This window comes from Streptomyces sp. 13-12-16, assembly GCF_002114215.1.
Lineage (GTDB): Bacteria > Actinomycetota > Actinomycetes > Streptomycetales > Streptomycetaceae > Streptomyces.
Window position 1 is genome coordinate 1 of record NZ_NCTE01000953.1, and the last position, 2,194, is coordinate 2,194.

Sequence of the window (2,194 nt, forward strand, 5' to 3'; positions counted from 1 at the left end):
CGCGGCCCGTGCGGGATGTCCCGGTCCGGTGCGGGCGGCACGCCCCCCGGGGCCGGCCGGCCGCCGCGCCGGCTCGGTGACCTCCGCGGCCGTGAGGTGACGGCCCGTCACGCGCGTCGGCGTTCACTCACCGGGCCGGTGTCGTCCGTGCCGGCCGGTACCCGACGCCACGTCACTCAGACGAGTTCCGGCCGCGGTTCCCGCTGCCGCTCCGGTGCGGTCGTCGTCTCCCACAGTGCGGTGGTGCGCACGTAGCCGTGGATCACCGAGGCCATCAGCAGGACGAGGAGGGGGCCGGACGCCCACGGGTACTCGGCCATCTCCACCGGCAGCCACCGGTACGACACCAGGAGCACGGCGAAGACCGTCGTGCCGTGGGCGACCAGCCAGGTGGCCGACCGGTCCCAGCCGCGTGCGAGCGAGCGCATCGCCGCCTCGACCGTGAGCGCGAACACCACACCGGCGACGAGGTCCACGCCGTAGTGGTAGCCGAAGCCCAGCGTCGCCGAGAGGGTGGCGACCAGCCAGAACGTCCCCGCGTACCGCATCGCCCGCGAGCCCTTGCGGGTGTGGACGAAGAGGGTGACGGCCCACGCGGTGTGCAGGCTGGGCATGCAGTTGCGCGGGGTGATTTCGTCGAACGGGACCGGGTGCGGGGTGCCGATGGACGGCAGCGTGTCCGGCCACAGGTGGCCCACCGCCCACTGTCCGCCATCGGCTCCGTAGGCGTAGACCGGCCCGACGACCGGGAAGACCATGTAGACGGCCGGTCCGAGCAGGCCGATGACCAGGAACGTGCGCACCAGGTGGTGGGCCGGGAAACGGCGCTCCACCGCCACGCGGCGCAGCTGGTACAGCCCGACGAGCGCCGCCGCCAGCGGGAGCTGACCGTAGACCACGTGGAGGAGGAAGGGGCCGGCCGGTTCCGTCGCCTCGACGATCCGGCCGGCCAGCCACGAGGGGTCGCCCAGCGCGCGGTCGGCGAGCGCGACGTACGGGTCGAGCACCGTCGGGCGGGTCTTCGAGGTGATGAGCAGCCAGGTGTCGCCCGTCTTGTGGCCGGCCACCAGGAGCAGGCCCAGTCCGGTGCCCTTCAGCAGCAGCAGGCGTTCCGGCCCGGTACGGCGGGTGACGGCGACGGCCGCGATGCCCAGGACCGCCCACAGCGCGCCGTTGCCGAAGTTCATCTCGGCGCCGGCCGCCCACCGCACCAGGAAGAAGACGACGTCGATGCCGATCGCCGCGCCCGCCGCGACGAGCCGCTGCCGCCAGGTGAGCACCACCATCGCCAACGCGAGACCGGCGTACAGCAGTGGTCCCGAATCGGGGGCGAGGACCACCTCGCGTGCGTGGTGGGTGATCGGCCCCGGCAGGCCGTAGCCGCGCGCGGTGAATTCCAGGGCGATGAGGAATCCGAGGGTCGCGACACCCGCGGCCGCCCACAGCACCGTCTGCGGCTGACGTATGCGCGCCGGTATGCGGCTTGGTTCTGTTTTCACTGCCTGGTCTATGAGTGAAGATCGGATGATCGGCAGATCGCCATGAGTCCGCACATGCTAGCGGCACCCTGTGGACCCGATGTGAGCCAGGGCCGCTCCCGCCCGGACTACGGCCGCCCCGTCGCCCGGCGGCACGCCTGCGCGTACCCCCGCACCAGGGGGCGGGAGCCGTCCTCCGTCCGCCAGGCCAGGGCGTAACGGCTCGGGGAGAGGCCGTGGACCGGGCGGGTCGTGACGCCGCCGAGGGTGATCAGAGGGGCGTTGCCCGCGGCCACCAGGCAGATGCCGAGGCCGGCGACCAGGGCTTCATAGGTCTCCTCCGTGCCGGCGATCTCCGCGCCGACGCGGGGCGGGCCGCCGGGGCGTTCGTCGAGGGCGAGCCAGTGGTCGCGCAGGACACCCGCGCTCGGGGGCAGCGCCAGGAACGGTTCGTCGGCGAGGTCCGCGAGCGTGAGGTCCGTACGGGCGGCCAGGGGGTGCGTCTCGGGGAGGGCGACCAGACGCGGCTCCTCGGCGACCACCGTCCAGTCGTAGCGGCCGGCGTCGGGCAGCGGCAGCCAGACGAACGCCACGTCCGCCTCGCCGCCCGCGAGCCCCGCCGTCGGGTCCTCCCAGCCGACCTGCCGCAGCCGGACCGCGGCGTCCGGGTGCGCGGCGGTGAAGCGGGAGCGGATCGCCGGGAGCAGGCCGCCGCG

General features: G+C 74.0%; 2 protein-coding genes. Both read right to left on the reverse strand.

Features of this window, described 5'->3' with window-relative positions:
- Positions 1-176 precede the first annotated feature (176 nt).
- Entirely contained in the window at positions 177-1,499 is a 1,323-nt protein-coding gene (locus B7767_RS32850) for a phosphatase PAP2 family protein (RefSeq protein WP_085575310.1), read from the reverse strand.
- Between the two features lie 107 nt (positions 1,500-1,606).
- On the reverse strand, positions 1,607-2,194 hold a 588-nt coding region (locus B7767_RS32855; protein WP_179167376.1), incomplete at its 5' end, for a LysR family substrate-binding domain-containing protein.